The organism is Pandoraea sp. SD6-2 (assembly GCF_000389825.1).
Classification (GTDB): Bacteria; Pseudomonadota; Gammaproteobacteria; order Burkholderiales; family Burkholderiaceae; genus Pandoraea; species Pandoraea communis.
This window is the reverse complement of sequence record NZ_KB944445.1, coordinates 1-22,271: the sequence shown is the minus strand read 5'-3', so window position 1 is coordinate 22,271 and position 22,271 is coordinate 1. Positions and strand designations below refer to the sequence as shown.

The following is a 22,271-nucleotide window of genomic DNA, read 5'->3' as shown; positions in this document are numbered from 1 at the left end:
CAGCGGCGGCATTGGCACGGCAGGTCTCAACCGAAAACGAGGCGCGATGCCTCAGACCGACTTCGTCAGACGGTAGCCGCTGCCGCGTACGGTCTCGATCATAGCATCGTGGCCCGCCGGTTTGAGCGCAGCACGCAGACGCTTGATGTGCACATCCACCGTGCGCTCCTCCACGAATACGTGATCGCCCCATACCTGGTCGAGAAGCTGCGAGCGGCTGTGCACGCGCTCCGGGTGCGTCATGAAGAAGTGCAGCAGCCGGAATTCCGTCGGCCCCAGATCCAGCTTGATGTCACCGCTCGACTGATGACTCGTCACACGGTGCGTGGCCGGATCGAGCTTCAGGCCGTTCACGCTTACCACATCCTCGGTCAACTGCGGCGCGCGGCGGCGCAACACCGCCTTGATACGCGCCATCAGTTCCTTCGGCGAAAACGGCTTGGTCACATAATCGTCCGCACCGATCTCGAGCCCCATCACCTTGTCCTGCTCTTCGCTGCGCGCGGTGAGCATGATGATCGGCACGTGCTTGGTGCGCTCGTTCGCACGCAACTCGCGCGCGAACGTCACGCCCGACTTGCCCGGCAGCATCCAGTCGAGCAGCACGAGATCCGGCAGGACGTCACTGATCAGCGTGAGCGCCTGCTCCGCGTTGTATGCCCGGATCGGGTAGTGACCCGCGTGTTGCAGATTAACGGAGATCAACTCGGAAATCGCCGGTTCGTCTTCTACGATCAGAATGCTGCTAGGCATCGGTTCCCTCTCAAACCTTCAATAATGTCCGGCCTTTTATTCGCCCTGCACTTTTCGCTGCAGATCTTCGCGCGAAATGTGCCGGACGTCAGTGCCTTTGACGATGTAAATGATGAATTCAGCGATGTTCTTGGCATGATCGCCGATACGCTCGATGGCCTTGGCAATGAACAGGAAATCCAGGCCGGCCGAGATGGTGCGCGGATCCTCCATCATGTACGTCACCAATTTTCGCACGAAGCCACGGAACTCATTGTCGATGGCCTTATCGTCACGCACGATCTCGGCAGCCGCCACGATGTCCAGACGCGCAAACGCGTCCAGCGTGCGGCGCAGCAACTGCGCGGCCATTTCGCCCGAAAGCTTGATTTCGGCGAAGTTCACGCTTTGCGCCGTGCCATCTTCGAGAAGGCGGCGCGTACACTTGGCGATCTTCTCGGCCTCGTCGCCGGCGCGCTCGAGGTTGGTAATCGACTTCGAGATCGAGAGCAACAGGCGCAGATCGCGTGCCGTCGGCTGGCGGCGGGCAATGATCTTGCTGCACTCTTCGTCGATCTCGACTTCCATCGTGTTCAGACGATGCTCGTTGGCGATCACTTCGTCGACCAGGCCGCGGTCGAACGTATTGAGGCCCTGCATGGCCGTCACAATCTGCGATTCGACCAGGCCGCCCATTTCAAGGACGCGCGAGCAAACCTGATTCAGGTCGGAGTCGAACTGGCTGGAAAGGTGTTTTTCGTTCATGTCGCGGGTTTCCTCGTGGGCATCAACCGAAACGGCCGGTGATGTAGTCTTCGGTCTCTTTGCGGTCCGGCTTGATGAAGATCTTCTCGGTCTCGCCGAATTCGATCAACTCGCCCAGGTACATGTAGGCTGTGAAGTCCGAGCAACGGGCGGCCTGCTGCATGTTGTGCGTGACGATCACCACCGTGTAGTCGTCTTTGAGTTCCGCGATCAGTTCTTCGATGCGGCCCGTGGAAATCGGGTCGAGCGCCGAGCACGGTTCGTCGAGCAGGAGCACTTCCGGACGGATCGCGATGCCACGTGCAATGCACAGACGCTGCTGCTGACCGCCCGACAGGCCGTAGCCCGACTGTTGTAGCTTGTCCTTGACTTCGCTCCACAATGCCGCCTTGGTCAGCGCCCACTCCACGCGGTCGTCCATTTCCGAGCGCGAGAGCTTTTCGAACAGACGTACGCCGAACGAGATGTTGTCATAGATCGACATCGGGAACGGCGTGGGCTTCTGGAACACCATACCGACCTTCGCGCGCAGCAGCGCGATGTCCTGCTTCGCGGTCAGCAGGTTTTCGCCGTCCATATTGATCTCGCCCTCGGCGCGTTGCTCCGGATACAGGGCGTACATCTTGTTGAACGTGCGCAGCAGCGTCGACTTGCCGCAACCCGACGGGCCGATGAAGGCCGTGACCTTGCGGTCGGGAATGCGCAGGTTGATGTTCTTGAGCGCGTGATACTTGTCGTAGAAGAAGTTCAGGTTCTTGACTTCAATCTTCGAGGGCAGTTTGATTTCTTGCGTCGGATTCGTCATGTTCGTCTCAACCGTCAGGTTTGCGTCGTGTCGTAGCGTTGTGCCGTCTCGCATTGCCGGTTACTTCTTGGCAAACAGCGTGCGCGCCAGAATGTTCAGGAACAACACCCCGAGCGTGATGATGAACACACCCGCCCAGGCAAGCGCCTGCCACTCCGCAAACGGGCTCATGGCAAATTTGAAAATCGTGACCGGCAGGTTGGCCATCGGCTGGTTCAGGTTCATCGACCAGAACTGATTCGAGAGCGCCGTGAACAGCAGCGGGGCCGTCTCGCCTGCGATACGCGCCACGGCCAGCAGCACGCCCGTCACGATGCCGGCAATCGATGCCTTCAACGTGATCTTGACGATGATGCGCCACTTCGGCGTACCCAGCGCGAATGCGGCTTCACGCAAGTTGTTCGGCACCAGATTGAGCATGTTCTCCGTAGTACGGATCACGATGGGAATCTGTAGCAGCGCAAGCGAGATGATGCCGGCCCAGGCCGAGAAGTGCCCCATCTGCGCCACGACCAACGCGTACACGAACAGACCGATCACGATCGACGGGGCCGAAAGCAGAATGTCGTTGATGAAGCGCGTGATGCTGGCGAGCCACGACTTCTGGCCGTACTCCGCCAGATACACACCGGCCAGAACACCCAGCGGCGTGCCGACGAGGGTGGCCACACCGACCATCACCACACTGCCCGCGATGGCGTTGGCGAGGCCCCCGCCTGCCGTGTTCGGCGGCGGTGTCATTTCGGTGAACAGCGACAGCGACAAGCCGCCGATGCCCAGCGAGAGCGTGGTGTAGAGAATCCACAGCAGCCAGATCAGGCCGAAGGCCATCGCCGCGAGCGACATCGCGATCGCAAAGATGTTCTTGCGGCGGCGGTAGGCCTGCAACCGCACGCGGGTGAAGGCGTCGGTGGGCTTCACTGCCGGCGTTTCCAATTCGAGCGCTTGTTGGGTCATTTATTTACCTTCGCCCTTTTCCAGGCGCAGCAGCATGAGCTTGGAGAGCGCCAGCACCACAAAGGTGATGAAGAAGAGAATCAGACCGAGTTCCATCAACGCCGACGTGTGCAGGCCGGGGCCCGCTTCGGCGAATTCATTGGCAAGTGCCGAGGTGATGCTGTTACCCGGCGAAAACAGCGAAATGTTATCGAGCAAGTTCGTATTGCCGATCACGAAGGTGACGGCCATGGTTTCGCCGAGCGCGCGGCCCAGGCCCAGCATGACGCCGCCGATGACACCCGTCTTCGTGAAGGGCAGCACCACGCGCCACATCACCTCCCAGGTCGTGCAACCGATGCCGTAGGCCGACTCCTTGAGCAGCACGGGCGTGACTTCGAACACGTCGCGCATGACCGAGGCGATGTACGGAATGATCATGATCGCGAGGATCACGCCGGCGGGCAGGATACCGATGCCGAGCGGCGGGCCCTGGAACAGCGCACCGATCACCGGCACATTGCCAAGCAGCGCACCCAGCGGCTTCTGGAAGTACTGGCTGAAGATCGGGGCGAAGACCAGCAGGCCCCACATCCCGTAGACGATACTCGGGATGGCAGCGAGCAGCTCGATGGCCGTGCCGAGCGGGCGGCGCAGCCACACGGGCGAGAGTTCAGTCAAAAACAGGGCAATGCCGAAGCTCACAGGCACGGCGATGAAGAGGGCGATGATGGACGTGACGATCGTGCCGTAGATAGGCACGAGCGCGCCGAATTGTTCTGCAGGAGGATCCCAGTCCTTCGTCCACAGGAAGGCGAAGCCAAACTTTTGAATCGACGGCAGCGCGCTGATGATCAGCGACACGATGATGCCACCGAGTAAAAGCAGTGTGACGAGAGCGGCGCCGCGAGTCAGCATCGCGAAAAGAAAGTCGCCTACGGAAGACGGAGCGCGCTGCGCGCCCGGTGTTGCGAGGGAACTGGTGGCTTCTGCCATGATGTCGTCTCAGCGTGAGCGCGCCGCCAGCCGTTGCCAGATCGGAGTTCGGGCTTCGGAACAGGCGGCGCGGATATTGCCGGTTTTGAGGTGCCAGGCAACACAACAGTGCATTGCCCGGCACCTGCAAGGTGCTTTAGATGCCAGCCTTGGTGGCCGACTCGGCAACCTTCGCCTTCCAGCCAGCACGGATCTGCTTCAGAACAGCTTCCGGCAGCGGAATGTAGTCCAGTTCCTTAGCCGTGTTCACGCCGTTCTTGAACGACCAGTCGAAGAACTTGAGCACTTCGGCGCTTTGCGCTTCCTTGCCGGCATCAGCCTTCTGGTGCACGAGCACGAAGGTGGCAGCCACGATCGGCCACGACTTGTCGCCCTTCTCGTTGGTCAGGATCTGGTAGAACGTCTTCGACCATTCGGCCTTGGCGGCAGCGGCAGCGAACGTCTCGGCGGTCGGCTCGACCGTCTTGCCTTCCGCGTTCGTCAGGGCCGTGTACGTCAGCTTGTTCTGCTTGGCGTAGGCCGACTCGACATAGCCGATGGCGCCCGGCAGACGTTGCACGAAGGCGGCGACGCCGTCGTTGCCCTTACCACCCGTACCCGTCGGCCAGTTGACCGTCGTGCCTTCGCCAACCTTGCTCTTCCATTCGGCGTTGACCTTCGACAGGTAGTTCGTGAACACGAAGCTCGTGCCCGAACCGTCGGCGCGGCGAACCACGGCGATATCGGTATCCGGCAGCTTGACCTTCGGGTTCAGCTTGGCGATGGCCGGATCGTTCCACTTCTTGATCTTGCCCAGGTAGATGTCGCCCAGCACTTCGCCCGACAGGACCAACTCGCCCGCCTTCACACCCGGCACGTTGATGACCGGCACAATGCCGCCGACAACCGTCGGGAACTGGAACAGGCCTTGCTTGGCCAGCTCTTCATCGGTCAGCGGAGCGTCCGAACCGGCGAAATCGACGGTCTTGGCCTGAATTTGCTTGATGCCGCCCGACGAACCGATGCCTTGATAGTTGACCTTGTTGGAGGTCGACTTTTGGTAAGCGTCGGCCCACTTGGTGTAGATCGGAGCAGCAAACGTGCTGCCTGCGCCGGTAATCTCGCCCGCAATCGCGCCAGCGGCGAACAGAACGCCAGCCAGGCCGGCAATCGCAGTCTTCATCAGCTTCATGGATTTCTCCGAGTTGGTGTGGTACAGCGTGTGGATGACTCGAAGAATAGGTTCAGAATGTGACAGTAATGTGTCATTTTCGAAACCTCACAATATTCGCGTCACAAAGCCGCCTCGGAATCGTCACATTGCATGCAGTTTCCCCCCGCCCATGAGGACTTCCTAAGATCGTTGATTGGCGCGGGTTTCGGCGTGTTCCCCCAGCGTTTTTGGGGGTGCAAGACGCGTGTTCGGCACGCGTGTCAGCCTCGTGACAATGACGGAGAAGTGTCGGAATTGGTCTGACAATGCGCAGCGCGCGCTGTCACAAATGTGAACGTACGGCGCAGTACATTGCCACGTTGGGAAGCTGACGATACGAACGATATGGGCGAGCCGCCAGAAGGGTTGCCGCCAGGAAGAGGTCGTTCGTTGAGTGCGGGAGAAGCCATTGCCGGCCGCCACACACGGTGACGGCCGCTGAGGTCAAAGACCGATCATGCCGCCGTTTTGACGATGTTTGCCAGTTGTTGGGCGAAGGAAGAGGCCTGTGAATCCTCTCTCGCCTCGACCATCACGCGCAGCACCGGCTCGGTTCCCGAGGCACGGATCAGCACGCGCCCCGTGTCTCCCAGCTTGGCCTCGATGGCGTCGCGCTCGGCGACCAGACGGCTGTCGCTCTGCCAATCGTACCCGGCTGGCGTGCGTACATTGATCATGTGCTGCGGGAACAGACGCACCCCATCCAGCAATTTCGCTAGCGGCTTGTTGTCCGCGCGGCGAATGGCTGCGAGCACCTGCAAGGCCGAGATGATCCCATCGCCCGTGGTGTGCTTGTCCAGACACAGGATGTGGCCTGAGCCTTCCGCGCCGATCTGCCAGCCGTGCTTGTAGAGTTGCTCAAGCACGTAGCGGTCACCGACCTTGGCGCGCACAAACGGCACGCCCAACCCCTTGAGCGCGACTTCCACCGCCATGTTGGTCATCAGCGTGCCCACCGCACCCGGCACACCACCGCTGTCCAGACGGTCCTTGACCAGCAGATACAGGAGTTCGTCGCCGTTATAGAGGCGCCCTGCCCCGTCGACGATCTGCAGGCGATCAGCGTCACCATCGAGCGCCACGCCGAGATCTGCGTGATTTGCCCGGACGGCGCGCATGAGTGCATCGGGTGCCGTCGCGCCGCAGTCCTGGTTGATGTTGAAGCCGTTCGGGTGGTTGCCGATCGCGATGACTTCGGCGCCCAACTCATGGAACACATGCGGGGCAATGTGATATGCCGCGCCGTTGGCGCAATCGACCACGATCTTCATGCCCCGAAGGTCGAATTCATTCGGGAACGTGCTCTTGCAAAACTCGATGTAGCGGCCCGCCGCGTCATCCAGGCGGCGTGCCTTACCAAGCTGCTCGGAGCGCACGCACGTCATCGGATTGTCCAGCTCGGCTTCGATCTCGAGTTCGGTCTGGTCCGGGAGCTTGTTGCCGTCTGCCGAGAAGAACTTGATGCCGTTGTCGTGGTACGGATTGTGCGACGCACTGATGACCACACCTGCCGCCAGACGCAACGCCCGCGTGAGGTACGCCACCGCCGGCGTAGGCATCGGGCCGGCCAACATGGTATCGACGCCCGCGGCAGCGAATCCGGCTTCCAACGCGGCTTCGAGCATGTAACCGGAAACACGCGTGTCTTTGCCGATCAATACGGTCGGGCGGCCCGTCGTCTGACTCCCCGCAAGCGCGCGCCCAGCCGCATAACCGAGCCGCAGCACGAAATCCGGCGTGATCGGGCTCTCGCCCACCGTGCCGCGAATACCATCGGTTCCAAAATAGCGTCGTTTCATCGTTGCATTGTTCCCTGTTGATGCGTCGCGCCGGTTGACGGTCCGTACGCGCGCGTCTTTCGTTTTCTTTGTACCGTATGTCATCGGACGATGCGGTACCGCACCGCCATTTTCCATGACATGCGTCCCCGCTCGGTCCCCGCCCGATTTTGCCGGGTTCGCCGTGGTCTGATCGACGCAGCCCGCCCAGGCCTTACTCGGCGTCGCGCACGGCTTGCCACACCTTGAGAGCATCGACCGTCTCGGCGACGTCGTGTACACGTACGATGGCGGCACCTTGCTGCGCGGCGCACATCGCGGCGGCAACGCTTGCCACCTGGCGCTCCTGCGGCGACTGGCGTCCCGTGATTTCGCCGAGCATCCGCTTTCGCGACATCCCCACGAGCAACGGGAGGCCATCGCGCGACAGCACCCGCAAGTGTTTGAGCAAGGCGAGATTATGAGCGAGACTCTTGCCGAAGCCGAATCCTGGGTCCAGATACAGGCGCGTGGGCGCAACACCCGCCGAGAGCAACGTGTCCACCCGGCCGTCGAGGAAGGCCGCGACTTCGGTGACGACATCGGTGTAGATCGGCGCGTCCTGCATCGTCTTGGGGTCGTGCAGCATGTGCATGATGCACAGCGCCGCCTCACTGTCGCGCACTGCGTCGATAGCGCCCGGCTGCTGGAATCCCCAGATATCGTTGATCATGTCCGCGCCGGCGGCCAGTACGGCTCGCATGACACCCGGTTTGTAAGTATCGATCGACAGCGGTACGCCACAGTCGCGCAACGCTTCGACAATCGGCACCACACGCTCGAGTTCGGCGTCTTCCGGCAACGCCTCGGCACCTGGGCGGGTCGACTCACCGCCAATGTCCAGGATGTCGGCACCGTCGGCGATCAACTGCTCTGCGTGGCGCAGCGCGGCGTCGCGGGCGACGAACTTGCCACCGTCGGAAAACGAGTCTGGTGTCACATTCAGGATGCCCATGACGTGAACCCGGCGGGCATCGAGCCGGAATCGTGGCCCGAATGCCAGCGAGTCGGACTTGACCGGGGTATCGGATGTCTCACCCGACACTGCGATGTCATCTGTGCCAGAAGGGGGAGAAAGCATGGGTTGCGACTGCTCGGAGGACATTCGGAAGCTCGTAGCTCAGTAAGACGTATAGAGCAGCCCATTCGCGGAGAACGGATCTGCGCGCCCGGGGCACCGGGCATTGGCGTATGGCCGTAATGTTACCGGAATCGCCCGCCGTATCGACGGCGGAAACACTCCGTAACACCGAATTTACCCACATCCCTGGTATGGCCGCACTCAGCCGCCGGCAACACTGCCCCAGAATGCAAAAAGACCGGCGAGAGGCCGGTCTTTCTGGGATGACAGCACTTTCGCCTGCCAAGGCGTCCGTTTAGACGGTCGCCGGGGTGTTGCTGGGTTTAAGCGGCGGATTGCCACCCGACGCACCACCGTTCGCCGAACCGCTCTTCGGAGGACGCGGCGGACGGCCGTCCATGATGTCGCCAATCTGCTCGCCGTCGATCGTTTCCCATTCCATCAGGGCCTGGGTCATCGCCTCGACCTTGTCGCGATTGTCTTCCAGCAGCTTTCTGGCCAACGCGTATTGCTCGTCCAAAATGCGGCGGACTTCGCCGTCGACCTTCTGCTGCGTGGCTTCCGACACCGACTTCGACGACATCCGGCCGAACACCGAATCCTGCTCGGTATCGACATAGACCATCGGGCCCAAGGCGTCCGACATGCCGTAGCGGGTCACCATGTCGCGTGCAAGCTTGGTGGCACGCTCGAAGTCGTTCGAAGCGCCTGTCGACATCTTGTTGATGAACACTTCCTCTGCCGCACGACCGCCAAACAGGATGGCGATCTGCGTGAGCATCGTGTCGCGATACTCCGAGTACTTGTCGTGTTCCGGCAACTGCATCGTCAGGCCCAATGCCCAACCACGCGGGATGATCGTCACCTTGTGCACCGGATCGGCCTCCGGCAACAGCATAGCCACCACGGCGTGGCCCGACTCGTGATACGCCGTCGCACGGCGTTCCTCGTCGCGCATCACGGCGGACTTGCGCTCCGGCCCCATGAAGATCTTGTCCTTGGCATCTTCGAAGTCGAGCATTTCGACGATGCGCTTGTTACGGCGCGCCGCGAACAACGCCGCTTCGTTCACCAGGTTCGCGAGATCCGCACCCGACATGCCCGGCGTACCACGGGCAATGACCGATGCATCAACGTCGTTGGAGATCGGCACCTTGCGCAGGTGCACCTTCAGAATCTGCTCACGGCCGCGGATGTCCGGCAGACCGACGTAGACCTGACGGTCGAAACGGCCCGGACGCAGCAGCGCCTTGTCGAGCACATCCGAACGGTTGGTCGCGGCGATCACGATCACACCCGAGTTGGCTTCGAAGCCGTCCATCTCGACGAGCATCTGGTTCAGCGTCTGTTCGCGCTCGTCGTTACCGCCGCCCATGCCGGCGCCACGATGGCGGCCGACGGCGTCGATTTCGTCGATGAACACGATACAGGGTGACTGCTTCTTCGCGTTTTCGAACATGTCGCGAACACGGGCAGCCCCCACGCCGACGAACATTTCCACGAAGTCCGAGCCCGAGATGCTGAAGAACGGCACCTTGGCTTCGCCGGCAATAGCACGCGCCAGCAACGTCTTACCGGTTCCCGGCGGGCCGACAAGCAGCACACCGCGCGGAATACGACCGCCCAACTTCTGGAATTTCTGAGGATCTTTCAGGAAGTCGACCAGTTCGCCGACTTCGTACTTGGCTTCGTCGCAGCCGGCGACATCCGCAAAGGTGACCGGATTGGCATTTTCATCGATGAGACGCGCGCGGGATTTACCGAAGGAGAAGGCACCGCCCTTACCCCCGCCCTGCATCTGTCGCATCATGTAGAACCAGAAGCCAATAATCAGCAGCGTAGGTCCGAGGTAGTAGAGAGCGGACATGAGCACGTTCGGTTCGTCGTCGGCTTTACCCGAGACCTGAACGCCGTACTTCATGAGATCGCCCACCATCCAGATGTCGCCAGGCGACACGATGGTGTATTTCTGGCCGTCGCTAGGCGTCACCTGAAGGCTGCGCCCCTGCACCACCACGTTCTTGATCTTGCCGTTCTTGGCATCGTCCATGAACTGGGAGTACGTCACGCCCTCCTGGACGTGCGGCTTGTCGAACTGTTTAAAAACAGTAAACAAGACCAGCGCGATGACTAACCACACCGCCGCTTTGGAAAACATATTATTGTTCAAAGCGTTGCTCCTTCATGAAATCGCTTCGCGCCAAGAATTCATTCTAATCCACTCGAAGGCGCACCGCCATAGTGATTCTCTACCGCCACCATAGCGCCAGTGCGCCGGTTTGACGGGCATCAACCCGGATTTTTCAGACCCCGACCGAGAATGAACGTTTCGGAAGATTTGTCCCGTGACGCCTTGGGCTTACGCGGCGCCACCGTTTTGAACTGATGTTTGAACTTTTCGACAATCTGGCTATAGCCGCTGCCGTGAAAACATTTGACCAGTAATGCCCCCTCTGGTTTCAGGTGGCGCTGAGCAAAATCCAACGCGAGATCGCACAAATGCTCGATTCGCGCCGCATCGGCCGATGCCACACCCGACAAGTTGGGGGCCATATCGGAAACTACAAGGTCAACTTTGCGTCCCGCCACAATTTCTTCCAACTGCTCGAGCACGCTGTCCTCGCGGAAATCGCCCTGCAGGAAGTGGACGTCGGCAATCGGCTCCATCGGCAGAATATCCAGCGCGATGATGGTGCCGTCGATGCCCCCCTCGACCCGCTTGCCGCCCGCGAGCTTGTTGCGCGCGTACTGACTCCAGCTGCCGGGGGTCGACCCGAGGTCGACAATGACCTGGCCCGGCTTGATCAGCCGGTCCTGCTCGTCGATCTCTTTGAGTTTGTACGCTGCGCGGGCCCGATAGCCTTCGCGCTGCGCCATTTTGACGTAGGGATCGTTGATGTGATCGTGCAGCCACGCGTGGCTGAAACGGTTTTTTGCCATAATTCTTCAAAAACGCTGCGAATTTGCAGGATAATACGCCCTTGCGCGCCCAAAATCCGTTAGCCAGCCAGCAGTCGCTACGGGCGTTCCGGCCACCGTTTGCGGGCGCATCCTAACTCGTTTGTCTCGTCTGTCTTCTATGCCCGCTTTGACCCTGACCCCGGCGCAACGCGCCGACTTGCGCTCCGTCGCCCATGCGCTGAATCCTGTCGTTCTGATCGGCGCCGACGGCTTGACGCCGGCGGTGCTCAAGGAAATCGACGGCGCCCTCAAGGCCCACGAACTGATTAAGGTGCGTGTTTTCGGCGACGAACGCGACGCGCGCGTGGCCATCTACGAATCCATCTGCGACCAACTCGGTGCAGCGCCGGTGCAACACATCGGCAAGCTGCTTGTCCTGTACCGCCCCACGCCGGACGAAAAGGAAATGCCGGTTCGCGGCAGAACCAGCGGCACTGGCGCAACGGTCAAGGGCCGTGCTCCGCGTACCGTCACGGTCGTCAAGAGCAGCACCAACGCCGGACGTCGCCCCACAGTCAAGAAAGTCACCGTCGCCGGCAACGAGCGCATGACCGCGGGTGGTATCGTCAAGCGCGCCAAAAAGCGCCAGACCAGCGTCAAGCGCCAGCGCAACGACTAAGCAGATGGCGGCGGATCAAGCACGTTCCGCCAGCCCTCGAAAAGACGCGCCCTGACATCGTCGGGCGCGTTTTTTATTGGGTGTCGCGATTAGGCGGCAAGCCGTGAAGCCCGCACCGTCGCGCGCCCTACGTCATTTAGCCGCGTACCGGCTGACGCCAGATCAGCGCAATGCCAAGCAGGCTTTGCAGCAAATAAATACCGCTGGAAATGCCGTGGAGCATGCCGAAGCGCGCGGCAAAGGGCGACTGACCGATCTCAACACCGGACGCTTGCGCCTGTGCACGCAGATCCGCCATGAATGGCTGCAAGCCAAACCAGCTGACCAGCACACAGACCATCATCGCTACCGCCAGCCAGCGCAGGCCGCGATAGCAGCGCGCAGCGCGGGCATCGCTCGTGCGGGCGATAAGTGCCGTTGCGAGCCAGACCAGCAGCACTCCGCAAACCAGGCTCAGCCAGGCTTGTGTGTGAAACAGCCGGCCCGCGACCGTGCCGGCCATCGTGCGAGACTCCAGCACGACGAAGAGCGTGGGCGCAACGATATAGCCGATGGCCCACTGACTACCGCACCAGACGGTCGCGATCAGGCGGAACAGACGTTCGAGCCGCGGCGCGCCGCCAGTTGACGTCACATCAGACGTAGCGGACATCGATGATCTCGTACTCACGCACACCGCTCGGGGCCTGCACTTCGGCCACGTCGCCTGCGTACTTACCGATGAGCGCACGCGCGATCGGCGAACTCACCGAAATCTTGCCGTGCTCCAGATCGGCTTCATCGTCGCCCACGATCTGATACTGAACCGTGCCGCCGTTCTCGAGGTCTTCGAGTTCGACCGTGGCGGCAAACACCACGCGACCTTCGGCATCGAGTACCGACGGATCGATGATTTGGGCCGCTGAGAGCTTCGATTCGAGATCGGCAATGCGCCCCTCGATAAAACCCTGTTTCTCCTTCGCGGCGTCGTACTCCGCGTTTTCCGACAGATCACCCTGCGCACGGGCTTCAGCAATCGCAGTGATCACGTTCGGACGTTCGACGGACTTCAGGCGGTGCAGCTCTTCCTTGAGCAGCTCCGCGCCCCGTTTGGTCAGAGGAATGGTACTCATGCGCGTTGTTCCGAAAGACAAAAAAATTGCCGCAGCAAAGCCGCATTCGCACTTTTCGCGAACGCCGCTTGACCGCGGCTGTGACACCTATGTGGCGTTAGTGTAGCAGAGTTGTCGACGCTGCCAACCGGAGGGCTGGCAGCGTGGCATTCCGCTATAGATGGAGCATTGGTCGCCACCGACGGAGATCGGTTCCCCGGCGTGCGCGCCATATTTTTGAGACTTCGCCCAGGGTAGCGAACCACGCCCGGGCATATCCCTCGCTTACCCGCCTCGGGCGGGCGGACATTCAGGCCGGCAGCAAAGCGTGCAGACCCTGGAGATCGTACACCTCGAGGTTCTGCAGATACTTCAGGCCCTCCACTGCCGCACGGGCACCCGAGATCGTCGTGTAATACGTGACCTTGTGTGCTTGTGCCGACATACGGATCGAGCGCGAATCGGCAATTGCCGTACGGGTCTCGTCCACCGTAGTGAACACGAGGGCAATCTCGCCGTTCTTGATCATGTCGACAATGTGCGGACGACCGTCCTTCACCTTGTTGACCACGCGCACCGGGATGCCGGCCGCTTCTATCGCTGCCGCCGTGCCGCGCGTGGCCACAATCGGGTAGCCCAGCGCGTGCAGCATGCGCGCGACTTCGACGGCGCGCGGCTTGTCGGCATCCTTGACCGTGAGCAGCACCGTACCCGAGGCCGGCAGGCGCGAGCCAGCAGCCAGTTGCGACTTGAAGAGCGCCTCACCGAACGTGCGGCCGACACCCATCACCTCACCCGTCGAGCGCATTTCCGGTCCGAGCACCGGGTCGACGCCCGGGAACTTCACGAACGGGAACACGGCTTCCTTGACGCTGAAGTACGGCGGCGTCACTTCGCTCGTCACGCCTTGCGACTTGAGCGACTGGCCAACCATCGCGCGAGCGGCGATCTTGGCCAGTTGGCGGCCGGTCGCCTTCGAGACATACGGCACCGTACGCGACGCGCGCGGGTTCACTTCCAGCACGTAGATCGTGTCGACGCCGCTGCCCTGTTGAATCGCGAACTGCACGTTCATCAGGCCTACCACGTTGAGCGCACGGGCCATCGCGGCCGTCTGACGCTTGAGTTCGGCGATCGTCTCGGCCGACAGCGAGTAAGGCGGCAGCGAGCAAGCCGAGTCGCCCGAGTGGACGCCCGCCTGTTCGATGTGCTCCATCACGCCGCCGATGTAGACATCCGTGCCGTCCGAGATGCAGTCGACGTCGCACTCGATGGCGTCGTCGAGGAAGCGGTCGAGCAGCACAGGGCTGTCGTTGCTCACCTTGACGGCTTCGCGCATGTAGCGCTCGAGGTCGCGCGGTTCGTGGACGATTTCCATGGCACGGCCACCCAGCACGTACGACGGACGCACGACCAGCGGATAACCGATTTCGGCGGCAAGCTTCAGCGCCTGGTCTTCTGCACGGGCCGTGCGGTTCGGCGGCTGACGCAGACCGAGATCATGCAGCAGCTTCTGGAAGCGCTCGCGGTCTTCGGCGGCGTCGATCATGTCGGGGCTCGTGCCGACGATGGGCACACCGTTCGCTTCGAGATCGAGGGCGAGCTTGAGCGGGGTCTGACCACCGTATTGCACGATCACGCCGACCGGCTTTTCGAGGTCGACGATTTCCAGCACGTCTTCCAGCGTCACCGGCTCGAAGTACAGACGATCCGACGTATCGTAGTCCGTCGACACCGTTTCCGGGTTGCAGTTGACCATGATGGTCTCGTACCCGTCGTCACGCAGCGCGAGGGCCGCGTGCACGCAGCAGTAATCGAACTCGATACCCTGACCAATACGGTTCGGGCCGCCGCCCAGCACCATGACCTTCTTCTTGTTGGTCGGCTGGGCTTCGCACTCTTCCTCATAGGTCGAGTACATATAAGCGGTGTTGGTCGAGAACTCCGCGGCACAGGTGTCCACACGCTTGTAGACCGGGCGCACCTTCTGTGCGATGCGGGCGCGGCGCACGGCGGTCTGGTCGGTACCGAGCAGCTTGGCCAGGCGGCGATCCGAGAAACCGCTCTGCTTGAGGAAGCGCAGTTCGTCGGTCGTCAGGCTTTCCAGTGTGCGGCCAGCCAGTGCCTGTTCCTTCTTGACGATGGCTTCGAGCTGGGCGAGGAACCACGGGTCGATGGCCGTCTCGGCGTACACCTCTTCGAGGCTCATCCCCAGGCGGAATGCATCGCCCACGTACCAGATACGGTCCGGGCCCGGCTCGCCGATTTCGGCAACGATCTCGTCGCGGTCGGTCGACTTTTCGTCCAGACCGTCCACGCCGACTTCCAGACCGCGCATGGCCTTCTGGAACGATTCCTGGAACGTGCGGCCCATGGCCATCACTTCGCCAACCGACTTCATCTGCGTCGTCAGGCGGGGGTCGGCTTCGCGGAACTTCTCGAAGGCAAAGCGCGGCACCTTGGTCACGACGTAGTCGATGGTCGGCTCGAACGAGGCCGGCGTGGCTCCGCCGGTGATCTCGTTGCGCAGTTCGTCGAGCGTGTAACCGATCGCCAGCTTGGCGGCGATCTTCGCGATCGGGAAGCCAGTCGCCTTCGAGGCGAGGGCCGAAGAGCGCGACACACGCGGGTTCATTTCGATGACGACCATACGGCCGTCCTTCGGGTTGATCGAGAACTGGACGTTCGAGCCGCCCGTCTCCACGCCGATTTCGCGCAACACTGCCAGCGATGCATTACGCAGCAGTTGGTATTCCTTGTCGGTCAGCGTCTGGGCCGGTGCGACAGTGATCGAGTCACCGGTGTGCACCCCCATCGGGTCGAGGTTCTCGATCGAGCAAACGATGATGCAGTTATCGGCGCGGTCGCGCACAACTTCCATCTCGTATTCCTTCCAGCCCAGCAGCGACTCTTCGATGAGCAGTTCGCGCGTGGGCGAGAGGTCGAGGCCGCGCTTGCAGATCTCTTCGAACTCTTCGCGATTGTAGGCAATGCCGCCGCCCGAGCCGCCGAGCGTGAACGACGGGCGGATTACCATCGGGTAGCCGCTACCGCCGATTTCAGCCGTGATCTGGGCCTGCACGGCGAGGGCGTCTTCCATCGAGTGGGCGATGCCCGACTTGGCCGAACCGAGACCGATCTTGGTCATCGCGTCCTTGAACTTCAGACGGTCTTCGGCTTTGTCGATGGCTTCCGGCGACGCGCCGATCAGTTCCACCTTGTACTTGTCGAGCACGCCGTGGCGATGCAGGTCGAGCGCGCAATTAAGCGCGGTCTGGCCACCCATCGTCGGCAGGATGGCATCCGGGCGTTCCTTGGCGATGATGCGCTCGACGACTTCCCAAGTAATCGGTTCGATGTAGGTCACATCGGCCGTGTCCGGGTCGGTCATGATCGTGGCAGGGTTGCTGTTGATCAGGATGACCTTGTAGCCTTCCTCGCGCAGTGCCTTGCAGGCTTGTGCGCCGGAATAGTCGAATTCGCATGCCTGACCGATGATGATCGGGCCGGCGCCGATGATGAGGATGCTCTTGATGTCTGTGCGCTTTGGCATAACGTTCTCAACAAAAATTTAACTCAGCGTCGCGGTCGCGAGCTTCACACCGAAGCCGACGAACAGCGCGCCCACGCCGCCGGTTGCCCCGGCGCTCAACCGGCGACGTTGCCGGAAGTGCTCGGCCAGGCGGTAACCGGCCAGGATCAGCGTGCTCAGATACAGGAAACTGCAGGTCTGCACGATCACACCCAGCACCGCAAACGACACGGCGGGGTAGGCGTAGCCCGGATCGACGAACTGGATGAAAAACGACACGCAGAACAGGATTGCCTTCGGGTTCAGCAGACTGATGAACAGTGCGCGCTTGAACGGGTGGTCTGCATCCACCGGCTTGGGCGCCACAACGGCTGCGCCCTCATTCGCCCGCGCGGCTCGCGCGTTGGCGAGCGCGCCGCGCAGCATGTTCAGGCCCATCCAGCAAAGGTAGGCCGCACCGAGATACTTCACCACGAAGAACAGCGCCGGCTGCGCGTGCAGCAGCGACGCCACGCCGGCAGCGGCCAGCGTCATGAGGATAGTGTCGCCGAGAAACACGCCGCAAGCCCCTGCGTAACCGTGACGAACACCGCGCTGGGCTGCCACCGACAGCACGTAGAGCGAGTTCGGTCCCGGCAGCAGAATGACCACCACCACGCCGGCCAGATAGGTCCAGAGGTTGACGATGCCGATCGAGTTTCCGAGCATGATGCGCGCGTCCTTATCCTTATCCGAGTCTCGTCGAGCCTGTGCTTACGCGGGCTGCTTGGCGTCGACCATCGACTGCACGAATCGGTCGAACAGATAGCCGATGTCATGCGGGCCCGGCGAGGCTTCCGGGTGCCCCTGGAAGCAGAATGCCGGGCGATCCGTCAGCTCGAAGCCTTGCAGCGTGCCGTCGAACAGCGAAACGTGCGAGACGCGCGCATTGGCCGGCAGGCTGTTCGCGTCCACGGCAAAGCCGTGGTTTTGCGAGGTGATCACCACACGACCGGTCGCGAGATCCTTGACCGGGTGATTGGCACCGTGGTGGCCGGTCTTCATCTTGAGCGTTTTGGCACCGACGGCCAGCCCCATGATCTGGTGGCCGAGGCAGATACCGAAGGTCGGGATGCGGCGCTCGAGGAACGTCTTCGTGGCGGCGATGGCGTAATCGCACGGCTCGGGGTCGCCGGGGCCGTTCGAGAGGAACACGCCGTCCGGGTTCAGGGCAAACACATCGTCGGCCGAGCTTTGGGCGGGCAGCACGGTGACCTTGCAGCCACGTTCGGCGAGCATGCGCAGAATGTTGCGCTTGACGCCGTAGTCGAGAGCGACCACATGGAATTTCGGGTCTTTCTGCTCACCGTAGCCTTCGCCCAGACGCCATTCCGTTTCTGTCCACGAGTACTTCTGCGTGGTCGAGACGACCTTGGCGAGATCCATACCGGCGAGTCCCGGGAAGGATTGGGCGAGTGCGATGGCCTTGCCTTCATCGGCTTCTTCGCCGGCAAGGATGCAGCCGTTCTGAGCGCCCTTCTCGCGCAGAATACGGGTCAGACGGCGCGTATCGATGCCGGCGATGGCAACGACGCCTTCATCCTTCAGGTATTGCGAGAGCGTCTTGTTGGCTCGGAAATTCGAGTCGAGGATCGGCAGATCCTTGATGATCAGGCCTGCGGCATGGACTTTCGTGGCTTCGACGTCTTCACCGTTGACGCCCGTGTTGCCGATGTGCGGATACGTCAACGTGACGATCTGACGCGCATAGCTGGGGTCGGTGAGGATTTCCTGATAGCCGGTAATGGCCGTGTTGAACACGACTTCACCGATGGTGTGACCGGCAGCGCCGATGGCGTACCCACGAAAGACCGTGCCGTCAGCGAGCGCGAGAATGGCGGGTGGGAATGACGGCAGCACGGGAAACTCCTGAAGGGTTCACCCCGGCTGCCAGCTCCATCGTCCGCCGCGATGACATCAGCGCGGGCACCGGAATTGCGCGGAATATGCGCACAGCGGATGCTCGGACTGCGGACGAGATGTCAGGCGGGTAGGCGCTAGGGTGAGGGTTAAATGACTAAAACCTTCAAAGTATAGCGCAAATCCCATTCATCTCAAAGCTGAACGTGTCGCGCATCAGTACGCTCTGCGTTCTCCCGGAGGGAGAGGCCGCCGGCTGACGAATACGCAGAGGGGATAGGGAAATGAATGCCCGCCCGCTGGGCTGCCAGCACGATATGGCGCTCCATCGCGGCCCCTGCGGCGGCGCCGTCGCGGCGTCGCAGGGCGTCGAGGATCTCCAGATGTTCATGATAGGTGGAAAGCACCAGTTCACGTTGGTAGAACGGCAGGCGTTGGCTTTCCATGACGATGTCCGTACTGCCGCGCAGGATATCGGCAATGGCGGCGTTCCCCGCGAGTCCCACAATGCGCAGATGGAACGCGAAATCGAGTTGCGCGGCGGTATCGACGTCGCCGTCAATTAGCGCCCCCTTCATCGTTTCGACGTTATCCGTGAGCCATTCCATTTCGCTGGCGCTGGCGGCATGAGCGGCGAGCCGGGCGGCGAAACCTTCGAGTGCATAGCGCAGCTGATACGTGTCGGCGAGCGAGATCTGGTCGGCGAACCGCCAGGCAACGCCCCTGCGCGCCGAGGCGTCGTTCACATAGACACCTTTGCCGGGGCGGATGGCCACCATGCCAAGCGCCTCGAGCGTCGAGAGGGCTTCGCGCAGCGAAGCGCGGCTAATGGCCAGCTCCTCGGCGAGTTGGCGCTGCGAAGGAAGCATGGCGCCGGCCGGATAGACCTGACGTTCAATGCGCTCGCGGATAGTGACGACGGCGGCGTCGGTTACGGCATGCGCCGAATGCTTCATGAGGCCTCACAAAAAATGCGGGGATACGTATGGTGCATTGTACGACGCCAAATATCCCCTCACGCGCTCCGGCAGCCGTTGTGCAGGGGATATCGCCACACTCGACGAAGCGACCGTGGAAATTCGCCCTTCCATAGGGAATCCCCTCAGAAGCCGCGTCTTGACCGGACTATATTGGCTTTCTAATATTCCCCATAACATCACTGGTCAGACCGGTATGACTTGTTTGAAAGCCTTGCTGGTGTTGGCGGGTGCCGAGCGCGCCAAGGTGATGTTGCCGTACAGAAATCAGCCCGGAGAGCAGTCCGTCCGACATAGAAATCGCGAAATCCGAGAGAGTGATTTGCGCAGGCAGAGGAGACAAACCATGCCCAAGCTGTTCCGTTCGTTGTTTGGCCGAGTCGTCATTGCGTTGATAGCGGGTGTGGCGCTTGGTATTTGGTTTCCGCAGTTGGGAGAGTCGTTGCGTCCGTTGGGCGATGGCTTTCTGAAGCTGATCAAGATGGTCATTGGACCGATCGTCTTCTGTGTGGTTGTGAGTGGCATGGCGAGTGCGGGTGATTTGCGCAAAGTTGGCCGAGTGGGAATCAAGGCCGTCGTGTACTTCGAGATCATCACCACCTTCGCGTTGGTCATCGGTGCAGTGCTGGCATGGGTGACACGGCCGGGCGAGGGAATGAATATCGACATTCGCAGTCTCGATCCGAGCGCGATGGCGGCGTACACCGAGAATGCGAAGGGGTTGAAAGACACCGCTGGCTTCTTGTTGAAGATCATTCCCAACACCATTACCGACGCCTTTGCCAAGGGTGACATTCTGCAGATCCTCGTCTTCTCGGTCATGTTCGGCTGCGCGTTGGCGGCCCTTGGCGAGCGGGGCCGTCCGGTGGCGCGATTCATTGAAGACCTGAGCCATGTCTTCTTCCGCGTGATGGCATTCATCATCCGGCTGGCACCGCTGGGCGTATTGGGCGCGGTGGCTTTCACCACGGGCAAATACGGTGCGTCATCGCTCAAGCAATTGGGCTTGTTGGTGCTCGTGTTCTACGTGAGTTGTTTCGTCTTCGTCACCGTAGTGTTGGGGGGCGTATTGCGTCTGGCGGGCTTCAACATCTTCAAGTTCATCAAATACTTCCGCGAAGAGTTGTCCATCGTGTTGGGCACGGCGTCGTCCGATGCTGTGTTGCCCGCGATCATGCGCAAGCTCGAGTGGATGGGCATCAAGAAGTCGACGGTAGGCCTGGTCGTGCCGACGGGGTACTCCTTCAACCTCGACGGCTTCTCCATCTACCTGACGCTTGCGGTCATCTTCATTGCCCAGGCGACCAACACACCGTTATCCATGCATGACCTGATCCTTGTAGTGCTCGTGTCCTTGCTCACGTCAAAGGGGGCGCATGGCATTCCGGGGTCGGCCATTGTGATTCTGGCGGCGACGCTCGCGGCCATCCCGGCGATCCCCGTCATTGGCCTGGTTTTGATCTTGCCGGTCGACTGGTTCGTTGGCATTGCCCGGGCCATTACCAACCTGCTGGGCAACTGCGTGGCGACGCTCGTTGTGGCGGCATGGGAAAAAGACGTCGACTTTGCGAGGGCACACAAAGTGCTCGATGGCGCCCTGCCCTACGAGCCGATGGCAGCGTCGTCGGAAGATCGCACAGAGGGCAATGCCCCGACCAATGCAGCGGTGACGCCATAAACATCGCGGCGTAAGCCGAGAGTGAAATCGAACAAATCTTCTGCCGACGCGAGACGTCGGCACCTTTATCTGGAGTGAAAAGCAACATGGCCCTCGTTCCGCAAGATCCGAACGCACCGGAATTCGTGCGCCGTTACGTCAATCTGGCCGATCCGCGCCTGGGTGCGCAGGCATTGGAGGCCAGCGACGAATTCTTCGCGGCCAAAGAGCGCATGCTCAATCCTGAGCCGGCCGTCTTCATCCCCGGCAAATACGACGACAACGGCAAGTGGATGGATGGTTGGGAGACGCGTCGCAAGCGCGTGAACGGCTACGACTGGTGCGTGGTCAAGCTCGCGCGTCCGGGCGTGTTGTTCGGCGTCGATTTGGACACCAGCCACTTCACCGGCAACTTCCCGCCCGCGGCGTCGCTCGAGGGCTGCTACAGCCCGGATGGCGCACCGGGCGAGGCGGCCGAATGGTTCGAACTGCTCGCCTCGACCACGCTACAGGGCAACTCGCATCACTACCACGCGATCATCAACCCGCGTGCGGCGACCCATGTGCGTGTGAACCTGTACCCCGACGGTGGTCTGGCGCGACTGCGCCTGTATGGTTTGCCGCAGAGCGATTGGGCGGGGCGTTCGCGTGACGAGTTGATCGACCTGATTGCGATGGAGAACGGCGGTTACGTGGTGGCGGCGAACAACCAGCACTTTGGGTTGGCGTCGAGCCTGCTGATGCCGGGTCGTGGCGTGAACATGGGGGATGGGTGGGAGACGCGGCGGCGTCGTGAGCCGGGCAACGACTGGGCGATCATTGCGTTGGCGCAGCCGGGCGAGATTGGCAAGATCGAAGTCGACACGGCGCACTTCAAGGGCAACTTCCCGGATCGCTGCTCCCTTCAGGCGGCGTATGTGACGGGGGGCACCGAGCAGTCGTTGATTACGCAGTCGATGTTCTGGCCGGTGTTATTGCCTGAGCAGAAGTTGGCGATGGACAAGCAGTTCTTCTTTGAAGAGCAGGTGCAGAAGTTGGGGGCGATTACGCATATTCGCTTCAACATCATCCCGGACGGTGGCGTGTCGAGGCTGCGACTGTGGGGACGCCTGAGCGACAAGAAGGCGTAAGCAGCGAAAGCGGCGTCAGCAAGAAAGACGACCTCTCACGTCCTTGAAAAAGGAAGGGGACGAGGGAGGCTGCGATGAGCG

At 61.4% G+C, this 22,271-nt stretch carries 19 protein-coding genes; 3 read left to right on the top strand and 16 right to left on the bottom strand.

Annotated elements, in window-relative coordinates:
- Nucleotides 1-51: 51 nt before the first annotated feature.
- From phoB to C266_RS13850, 10 genes are all read right to left on the bottom strand, one after another.
- On the bottom strand, nucleotides 52-753 hold the full coding sequence (gene phoB, locus C266_RS13895) for a phosphate regulon transcriptional regulator PhoB (protein ID WP_010805263.1): 702 nt from the start codon (nucleotides 751-753) through the stop codon (nucleotides 52-54).
- Between the two features lie 36 nt (nucleotides 754-789).
- Nucleotides 790-1,497, bottom strand: a complete 708-nt coding sequence (gene phoU, locus C266_RS13890) for a phosphate signaling complex protein PhoU (protein ID WP_010805264.1) — start codon at nucleotides 1,495-1,497, stop codon at nucleotides 790-792.
- A gap of 22 nt (nucleotides 1,498-1,519) precedes the next feature.
- Nucleotides 1,520-2,302, bottom strand: coding sequence for a phosphate ABC transporter ATP-binding protein PstB (gene pstB, locus C266_RS13885; RefSeq protein ID WP_010805265.1), 783 nt, complete (start codon nucleotides 2,300-2,302; stop codon nucleotides 1,520-1,522).
- Nucleotides 2,303-2,362: 60 nt separating this feature from the next.
- A complete protein-coding gene (gene pstA, locus C266_RS13880; RefSeq protein WP_010805266.1) occupies nucleotides 2,363-3,259 on the bottom strand; it encodes a phosphate ABC transporter permease PstA in 897 nt (298 codons plus the stop codon).
- Nucleotides 3,260-4,234, bottom strand: coding sequence for a phosphate ABC transporter permease PstC (pstC, locus tag C266_RS13875; RefSeq protein ID WP_010805267.1), 975 nt, complete (start codon nucleotides 4,232-4,234; stop codon nucleotides 3,260-3,262). It lies immediately after the preceding gene.
- Nucleotides 4,235-4,370: 136 nt separating this feature from the next.
- Nucleotides 4,371-5,405, bottom strand: coding sequence for a phosphate ABC transporter substrate-binding protein PstS (gene pstS, locus C266_RS13870; protein ID WP_010805268.1), 1,035 nt, complete (start codon nucleotides 5,403-5,405; stop codon nucleotides 4,371-4,373).
- A 476-nt stretch (nucleotides 5,406-5,881) separates the two neighbouring features.
- The gene (gene glmM / locus C266_RS13865) at nucleotides 5,882-7,225 is read right to left on the bottom strand and encodes a phosphoglucosamine mutase (RefSeq protein ID WP_010805269.1); all 1,344 of its coding nucleotides are present in this window, start codon (nucleotides 7,223-7,225) and stop codon (nucleotides 5,882-5,884) included.
- Nucleotides 7,226-7,418: 193 nt separating this feature from the next.
- Nucleotides 7,419-8,198 carry a dihydropteroate synthase gene (folP, locus tag C266_RS13860; protein WP_010805270.1) on the bottom strand — a complete coding sequence of 260 codons (780 nt, stop codon included), beginning with the start codon at nucleotides 8,196-8,198 and terminating at the stop codon, nucleotides 7,419-7,421.
- Between the two features lie 421 nt (nucleotides 8,199-8,619).
- Entirely contained in the window at nucleotides 8,620-10,494 is a 1,875-nt protein-coding gene (gene ftsH / locus C266_RS13855; protein WP_010805271.1) for an ATP-dependent zinc metalloprotease FtsH, read from the bottom strand.
- Between the two features lie 119 nt (nucleotides 10,495-10,613).
- Nucleotides 10,614-11,264 carry an RlmE family RNA methyltransferase gene (locus tag C266_RS13850; RefSeq protein ID WP_010805272.1) on the bottom strand — a complete coding sequence of 217 codons (651 nt, stop codon included), beginning with the start codon at nucleotides 11,262-11,264 and terminating at the stop codon, nucleotides 10,614-10,616.
- A gap of 139 nt (nucleotides 11,265-11,403) precedes the next feature.
- On the opposite strand from C266_RS13850, the gene yhbY reads away from it, so the two are divergent.
- A complete protein-coding gene (yhbY, locus tag C266_RS13845) occupies nucleotides 11,404-11,904 on the top strand; it encodes a ribosome assembly RNA-binding protein YhbY (protein ID WP_010805273.1) in 501 nt (166 codons plus the stop codon).
- 136 nt (nucleotides 11,905-12,040) lie between these two features.
- Here yhbY and C266_RS13840 read toward each other — a convergent pair whose 3' ends face one another.
- From C266_RS13840 to C266_RS13815, 6 genes are all read right to left on the bottom strand, one after another.
- Nucleotides 12,041-12,556, bottom strand: a complete 516-nt coding sequence (locus C266_RS13840; RefSeq protein ID WP_010805274.1) for a DUF4149 domain-containing protein — start codon at nucleotides 12,554-12,556, stop codon at nucleotides 12,041-12,043.
- Entirely contained in the window at nucleotides 12,540-13,016 is a 477-nt protein-coding gene (gene greA, locus C266_RS13835) for a transcription elongation factor GreA (RefSeq protein WP_010805275.1), read from the bottom strand. The genes C266_RS13840 and greA overlap by 17 nt, the downstream gene beginning before the upstream one ends.
- 289 nt (nucleotides 13,017-13,305) lie before the next feature.
- Nucleotides 13,306-16,548: a carbamoyl-phosphate synthase large subunit gene (gene carB / locus C266_RS13830; protein ID WP_010805276.1), complete on the bottom strand. Its 3,243-nt coding sequence runs from the start codon at nucleotides 16,546-16,548 to the stop codon at nucleotides 13,306-13,308.
- 18 nt (nucleotides 16,549-16,566) lie between these two features.
- A complete protein-coding gene (gene leuE / locus C266_RS13825) occupies nucleotides 16,567-17,235 on the bottom strand; it encodes a leucine efflux protein LeuE (protein WP_010805277.1) in 669 nt (222 codons plus the stop codon).
- Nucleotides 17,236-17,280: 45 nt separating this feature from the next.
- The gene (carA, locus tag C266_RS13820) at nucleotides 17,281-18,426 is read right to left on the bottom strand and encodes a glutamine-hydrolyzing carbamoyl-phosphate synthase small subunit (RefSeq protein WP_010805278.1); all 1,146 of its coding nucleotides are present in this window, start codon (nucleotides 18,424-18,426) and stop codon (nucleotides 17,281-17,283) included.
- Nucleotides 18,427-18,620: 194 nt separating this feature from the next.
- On the bottom strand, nucleotides 18,621-19,382 hold the full coding sequence (locus C266_RS13815; protein WP_010805279.1) for a FadR/GntR family transcriptional regulator: 762 nt from the start codon (nucleotides 19,380-19,382) through the stop codon (nucleotides 18,621-18,623).
- 367 nt (nucleotides 19,383-19,749) lie between these two features.
- Here C266_RS13815 and C266_RS13810 point away from each other — a divergent pair, with 367 nt between their 5' ends.
- Both C266_RS13810 and alc read left to right on the top strand, forming a co-directional pair.
- Nucleotides 19,750-21,081, top strand: coding sequence for a C4-dicarboxylate transporter DctA (locus tag C266_RS13810; protein WP_010805280.1), 1,332 nt, complete (start codon nucleotides 19,750-19,752; stop codon nucleotides 21,079-21,081).
- An 86-nt stretch (nucleotides 21,082-21,167) separates the two neighbouring features.
- Complete coding sequence (gene alc, locus C266_RS13805; RefSeq protein ID WP_010805281.1) at nucleotides 21,168-22,190, top strand: allantoicase; 1,023 nt, start codon at nucleotides 21,168-21,170, stop codon at nucleotides 22,188-22,190.
- The last annotated feature ends 81 nt before the right edge of the window (nucleotides 22,191-22,271 follow it).

What these genes read in the sequence shown, in the direction of transcription:
- phoB (WP_010805263.1), bottom strand. Translation starts at nt 753, where the DNA reads ATGCCTAGCAGCATTCTGATCGTAGAAGACGAACCGGCGATTTCCGAG.
- phoU (WP_010805264.1), bottom strand. Translation starts at nt 1,497, where the DNA reads ATGAACGAAAAACACCTTTCCAGCCAGTTCGACTCCGACCTGAATCAG.
- pstB (WP_010805265.1), bottom strand. Translation starts at nt 2,302, where the DNA reads ATGACGAATCCGACGCAAGAAATCAAACTGCCCTCGAAGATTGAAGTC.
- pstA (WP_010805266.1), bottom strand. Translation starts at nt 3,259, where the DNA reads ATGACCCAACAAGCGCTCGAATTGGAAACGCCGGCAGTGAAGCCCACC.
- pstC (WP_010805267.1), bottom strand. Translation starts at nt 4,234, where the DNA reads ATGGCAGAAGCCACCAGTTCCCTCGCAACACCGGGCGCGCAGCGCGCT.
- pstS (WP_010805268.1), bottom strand. Translation starts at nt 5,405, where the DNA reads ATGAAGCTGATGAAGACTGCGATTGCCGGCCTGGCTGGCGTTCTGTTC.
- glmM (WP_010805269.1), bottom strand. Translation starts at nt 7,225, where the DNA reads ATGAAACGACGCTATTTTGGAACCGATGGTATTCGCGGCACGGTGGGC.
- folP (WP_010805270.1), bottom strand. Translation starts at nt 8,198, where the DNA reads ATGGGCATCCTGAATGTGACACCAGACTCGTTTTCCGACGGTGGCAAG.
- C266_RS13850 (WP_010805272.1), bottom strand. Translation starts at nt 11,264, where the DNA reads ATGGCAAAAAACCGTTTCAGCCACGCGTGGCTGCACGATCACATCAAC.
- yhbY (WP_010805273.1), top strand. Translation starts at nt 11,404, where the DNA reads ATGCCCGCTTTGACCCTGACCCCGGCGCAACGCGCCGACTTGCGCTCC.
- C266_RS13840 (WP_010805274.1), bottom strand. Translation starts at nt 12,556, where the DNA reads ATGTCCGCTACGTCTGATGTGACGTCAACTGGCGGCGCGCCGCGGCTC.
- greA (WP_010805275.1), bottom strand. Translation starts at nt 13,016, where the DNA reads ATGAGTACCATTCCTCTGACCAAACGGGGCGCGGAGCTGCTCAAGGAA.
- carB (WP_010805276.1), bottom strand. Translation starts at nt 16,548, where the DNA reads ATGCCAAAGCGCACAGACATCAAGAGCATCCTCATCATCGGCGCCGGC.
- leuE (WP_010805277.1), bottom strand. Translation starts at nt 17,235, where the DNA reads ATGCTCGGAAACTCGATCGGCATCGTCAACCTCTGGACCTATCTGGCC.
- C266_RS13815 (WP_010805279.1), bottom strand. Translation starts at nt 19,382, where the DNA reads ATGAAGCATTCGGCGCATGCCGTAACCGACGCCGCCGTCGTCACTATC.
- C266_RS13810 (WP_010805280.1), top strand. Translation starts at nt 19,750, where the DNA reads ATGCCCAAGCTGTTCCGTTCGTTGTTTGGCCGAGTCGTCATTGCGTTG.
- alc (WP_010805281.1), top strand. Translation starts at nt 21,168, where the DNA reads ATGGCCCTCGTTCCGCAAGATCCGAACGCACCGGAATTCGTGCGCCGT.